Below are 4,713 nucleotides of genomic sequence, written 5' to 3'. Positions count from 1 at the left end.
GGGCGGGACTCGGTGGTGCCGCGGGACGCGGGGACTCTGTGGGGGTCCTCGGCTGTGTCCGTCCCGCTCATCCGGCCGTCAGCCGCTCGATCAGCGCGACGGAGTGGGTGTTGTACTCGTCGAGGATCGTGCGCGCGGTGGTGGTGTCGCGCTGATACAGGGCGTCGACGAGTTCGGTGTGGCCGGACCACAGGTGGCCGCGCAGGTCGGTCAGCCGGCGCAGATGCTGGACGAGGCACACCCAGGTCTGCACCCGGAGCCGGTTCAGGAAGTCGGCGAGATAGGGGTTGCCGAACAGGGCGCTCAGCTCGCGCCAGAACCGCAGGTCGTAGCCGATCAGCACGGTGAGATCACCGGCGGCGGCGGCCCGCTGGGCCTCCTCGCCGCGTCGGCGCACTCCGGCGACGGCCGCCGCGATCCGCGGGTCGGCGAAGTTCTGCGAGCTGTGCCGGCCCGCGTCCAGGGCGAGGAACATGCCCTCGATGACCAGGCTGCGCGCCTCCACCATGCCCCGGAAGTCCGCCGCGGAGTACTCGTGCACCCGGAAGCCGCGATGGTGGTCGGCCTCCAGCAGCCCCTGCGCCGACAGGTCGACGAGCGCCTCGCGGACGGGGGTCGCGGAGACGCCGTACTGCTCGGCTATCTCCTTGACCGTGAACTCCTGGCCCGGCTGGAGCCGTCCCCCCAGCACCTCGTCGCGCAGCGCGTCGGCGATCTGCTGCCGCAGGGTGCTGCGGGTCACGGCGCCGCTGCCGCTGCCCCTGCTGCCGTGCATGGTCGGCCGTCTCCCTCGTCCTCGTCGCGCGCGCCGTCCGACGGCGGAGCGCCATCGGCGGATGGCGTGCTCGTCGGTATGTACGAGCACGCCACCTTACGCGTTCGACGAATCAAGGGCTTGTGCGAATGGCCGTGACCGGCCGGTGCGCCCGGCGGCTATGCGGTGTACTCGTCGGCCACCGACAGTGCCGTGTCCAGGGCGGCGAGGCCCTCCTTCAGCTCCGCCTCGCTCGCGTTGCACGGCGGCACGAAGTGGGTGCGGTTCATGTTGACGAAGGGCCACACCCCGGCCTTCTTGGCGGCGGCTCCGAACGCGGCCATGGGCGCGTTCGCCTCACCGGCGGCGTTGTACGGCACCAGCGGCTCGCGCGTGTCGCGGTCCTTCACCAGCTCCAGCGCCCAGAACATGCCGACGCCGCGCACCTCGCCGACGCTCGGGTGGCGCTCGGCCAGCGCCCGCAGTCCCGGCCCGACGACGGAGGCGCCGAGGTTCTTCGCGTTGTCGACGACGCCCTCCTGCGCCATCACGTCGATCGTGGCGACGGCGGCGGCGCAGGCCAGCGGGTGGCCGGAGTAGGTGAGGCCGCCGGGGTAGGGGCGCTTGCCGAAGGTCTCCGCGATCGCGCCGGAGATGGCGACCCCGCCCAGCGGCACGTATCCGCTGTTCACGCCCTTGGCGAAGGTCATCAGGTCGGGCACGACACCGGACAGGTCGGCCGCGAACCACTCGCCGGTGCGTCCGAACCCGGCCATGACCTCGTCCAGGACGAAGACGATCCCGTACTTGTCGCACAGCGCGCGCACGCCGGCCAGATAGCCGGGCGGCGGCACCATGATCCCGGCCGTGCCGGGGATGGTCTCCAGGATGATCGCGGCGATCGTCGCGGGCCCCTCGAAGGAGATGGTCGTCTCCAGGTGCTCCAGCGCCCGCGCGCACTCCTGCTCCTCGGTCTCCGCGTAGAAGCGGGAGCGGTACAGGAAGGGCGCCCAGAAGTGCACGACGCCGGCGCTCGCCGAATCGGAGGCCCAGCGGCGCGGGTCACCGGTGAGGTTCACGGCCTGCTGGGTGCCGCCGTGGTAGGAGCGGTACGCCGACAGCACCTTGGGGCGCCCGGTGTGCAGCCGTGCCATGCGCACCGCGTGCTCCACGGCGTCGGCGCCGCCGTTGGTGAAGAAGATCTTGTCGAGGTCGCCGGGGGTGCGCTCGGCGATCAGCCGGGCCGCCTCGGAGCGGGCCTCGATGGCGAAGGCGGGCGCGAAGGTGGTCAGGTGTGCGGCCTGTTCCTGGATCGCGGCGACGACCTTGGGGTGCTGGTAGCCGATGTTCGTGTAGACGAGCCCGCTGGTGAGGTCGAGGTAGCGCTTGCCGTCGTAGTCCCAGAAGTACGACCCCTCGGCGCCGGCCACGGCGAGCGGGTCGATGAGTTCCTGCGCGGACCAGGAGTGGAAGACGTGCGCGCGGTCCGCGGCCTTCACGGCCGCGCCGGTCTGGGGGTCGGTCTGAGGGGTCATGCCGGTGAGCGTAAATGTCCGCGATGCGGAAGCGGTATCGGCGTCCTGTTCCCTGGACGGGCGGATTCCGCGACAGGTTGTCGGGCGTGGACGGTCGGACCAGGCCGGGGGAGGTGCCAGGCATTGACAGCGTGCTGGCAATTCGACAGGATGTTGTCATAAGCCTTCATGGCCGGCCGAGGCCGCCACACCCGGTCCCCGCACCGCCCGACGACGCACGGAGGAACCCATGAGCACCACCGCCACCCCCCGCAAGCCCGTGTACCTCGCCGTCTACGACACCCTCGCCGACTGGGAGACCGGTCACGCGACCGCCCACCTGGCCCGCGCCGGGTACGAGATCCGCACGGTCGGCCCCTCGACCCGCCCGGTGACCAGCATCGGCGGCCTGCGCATCCAGCCCGACACGGCGCTGGCGGACGTACGCCCCGAGGACGGCGCGCTGCTGATCCTGCCGGGCGCCGACCTGTGGGACGTTTCCGACGACCTCGCGCCCTTCGCCCGCACGGCGGGGGAGTTCCTGGCCGCCGGCACGCCCGTCGCCGCGATCTGCGGCGCCACCGCGGGCCTCGCCCGCGCGGGCCTGCTCGACGACCGCGCCCACACCAGCGCCGTCTCCTTCTACCTCGCCGCCACCGGATACGCGGGCGGCGACCGCTACGTCGACACCGACGCCGTCACCGACGGCGACCTGATCACCGCGGGACCCACCGAACCCGTCGCCTTCGCCCGCGAGGTCCTCCGCCTCCTGGGCGTGTACGACGGTGAGGTGCTGGACGCCTGGTACCGGCTGTTCCACGACTCCGACCCCGAGGCCTACGCCGTCCTGGACAAGGCCGGGGCGCTGTGAGCCGGGAACGGCAGGACCTGCTCAGCCGCGGCGCGCTCGGCGTCTTCCGGCTCAACGGCCAGTTCCTCGGCGTCGCGGAGGAACTCGCCCGGCCCTCCGGGCTCACCGCCGCCTGGTGGCAGGTGCTCGGCGCGGTCCTCTCCGAACCCCTCCCCGTGTCCGGCATCGCCCGCGCCATGGGCATCACCCGGCAGAGCGTGCAGCGCATCGCCGACCTGCTCGTCGGCAAGGGGCTCGCGGAGTACCGGCCCAACCCGGCGCACCGGCGCGCCAAGCTGCTGGCGCCGACGGAGCGGGGGCGTGCCGCCGTCGCCCGCATCGAACCCGGCCACGCCGCCTTCGCCGACCGGCTGGCCGAGGCGTACGGCGAAGCGGAGCTGGCCGAGGCCGTGCGCCTGCTGGAACGCCTCTCGCAGGTCCTGGAAAAGCTGGAGCCGCCCGCGCAGGAGCCCGCCGCCGCGGCGGCCCCCGTTATGGAACCGTAGACACCACACCGCTCGACTCCCCGAACGGCCGGTTTATTCTCGGCTCGGTCATACATGTGGGGGAAAGGCGGAGCTGCCATGGAGAAGCTGGGACCGGGGGATCCGCAGCGGATCGGCGGCTACCGGCTGCTCGGGCGGCTGGGCTCGGGAGGAATGGGACAGGTCTTTCTGGCCCGCTCGGACCGCGGACGGACCGTCGCCGTGAAGCTGGTCCGCCCCGAACTGGCCGCCCGCGAGGAGTTCCGGACCCGGTTCCGCCACGAGGTGCGCAACGCCCAACGGGTCGGCGGATTCTGGACCGCGCCCGTCCTGGACGCCGACACCGAGGCCGCCGTGCCCTGGCTCGCCACCGGCTACGTCGCCGGACCCAGCCTCCAGCAGGTGGTGGGCCACGACCACGGCCCGCTGCCCGAACGCTCGGTGCGCATCCTCGCCGCGGGCCTCGCGCACGCCCTCACCAACATCCACGCGGCCGGGATCGTCCACCGCGACCTCAAGCCGTCCAACGTGATGGTCACCATCGAGGGCCCTCGCGTCATCGACTTCGGGGTCGCGCGGGCCCTGGAGACCGTCACGGGCGACGGCGGGATGACGACGTACCTCGGCGACGGCGGCCTCACCCAGACCGGCGCGGTGATCGGCTCACCCGGCTTCATGGCCCCCGAGCAGGTGCGCGGCGACCTGATCACGCCGGCCTGCGACGTCTTCTGCCTGGGTTCCGTCCTCGCCTACGCCGCCACCGGCACCCTCCCCTTCGGCTCCGCCGAACAGCAGGGCGTCCACGCGCTGCTGTTCCGCATAGCCGAGGAGGAACCCGACCTCGCCCGCGTGCCCGAGGGCCTCGCCGACCTGGTCCGCGCCTGTCTGCGCAAGGACCCGGCGGCCCGGCCGACGCTGGAGTGGATCCTGGAGCGCACCGGCGCGGAGGACACCGTTGCCGACGGACGCTCCCGCGACCCGTGGCTGCCGGGCACCCTCGTCGCCCAGCTCGGCCGGCACGCCGTACGGCTCCTGGAGACGGAGAACCCCGAAGGCGCCTTCACGGAGACCGCCCCGCAGCACTCCACCCCGCCCGACCACGTCCCCACC

The 4,713-nt window shown here is 72.8% G+C and carries 5 protein-coding genes; 3 read left to right on the top strand and 2 right to left on the bottom strand.

Annotation, left to right across the window (positions count from 1 at the left end):
- Positions 1–67: 67 nt before the first annotated feature.
- Both P1P75_RS39760 and P1P75_RS39755 read right to left on the bottom strand, forming a co-directional pair.
- Complete coding sequence (locus P1P75_RS39760; RefSeq protein ID WP_319264535.1) at positions 68–775, bottom strand: GntR family transcriptional regulator; 708 nt, start codon at positions 773–775, stop codon at positions 68–70.
- Positions 776–933: 158 nt separating this feature from the next.
- The gene (locus P1P75_RS39755; protein ID WP_319264533.1) at positions 934–2,289 is read right to left on the bottom strand and encodes an aspartate aminotransferase family protein; all 1,356 of its coding nucleotides are present in this window, start codon (positions 2,287–2,289) and stop codon (positions 934–936) included.
- Between the two features lie 229 nt (positions 2,290–2,518).
- Between P1P75_RS39755 and P1P75_RS39750 the strand changes: the two genes are divergently transcribed.
- From P1P75_RS39750 to P1P75_RS39740, 3 genes are all read left to right on the top strand, one after another.
- Entirely contained in the window at positions 2,519–3,139 is a 621-nt protein-coding gene (locus P1P75_RS39750) for a type 1 glutamine amidotransferase family protein (protein WP_319264531.1), read from the top strand.
- Complete coding sequence (locus tag P1P75_RS39745) at positions 3,136–3,624, top strand: MarR family transcriptional regulator (protein WP_319264529.1); 489 nt, start codon at positions 3,136–3,138, stop codon at positions 3,622–3,624. Before P1P75_RS39750 ends, P1P75_RS39745 begins: the two co-directional genes overlap by 4 nt.
- A gap of 78 nt (positions 3,625–3,702) precedes the next feature.
- Positions 3,703–4,713, top strand: a 1,011-nt coding sequence (locus P1P75_RS39740; RefSeq protein WP_319264527.1) for a serine/threonine-protein kinase, incomplete at its 3' end; no start/stop codon positions are given.

Source organism: Streptomyces sp. ID05-39B (assembly GCF_033794725.1).
GTDB classification, from domain to species: Bacteria; Actinomycetota; Actinomycetes; order Streptomycetales; family Streptomycetaceae; genus Streptomyces; species Streptomyces bobili.
The sequence above is the reverse complement of the archived record's forward strand: the minus strand, read 5'-3'. Positions and strand labels throughout refer to the sequence as shown.

Coding starts and splice junctions, on each gene's coding strand:
- P1P75_RS39760 (WP_319264535.1), bottom strand. CDS start 775: ATGCACGGCAGCAGGGGCAGCGGCAGCGGCGCCGTGACCCGCAGCACC.
- P1P75_RS39755 (WP_319264533.1), bottom strand. CDS start 2,289: ATGACCCCTCAGACCGACCCCCAGACCGGCGCGGCCGTGAAGGCCGCG.
- P1P75_RS39750 (WP_319264531.1), top strand. CDS start 2,519: ATGAGCACCACCGCCACCCCCCGCAAGCCCGTGTACCTCGCCGTCTAC.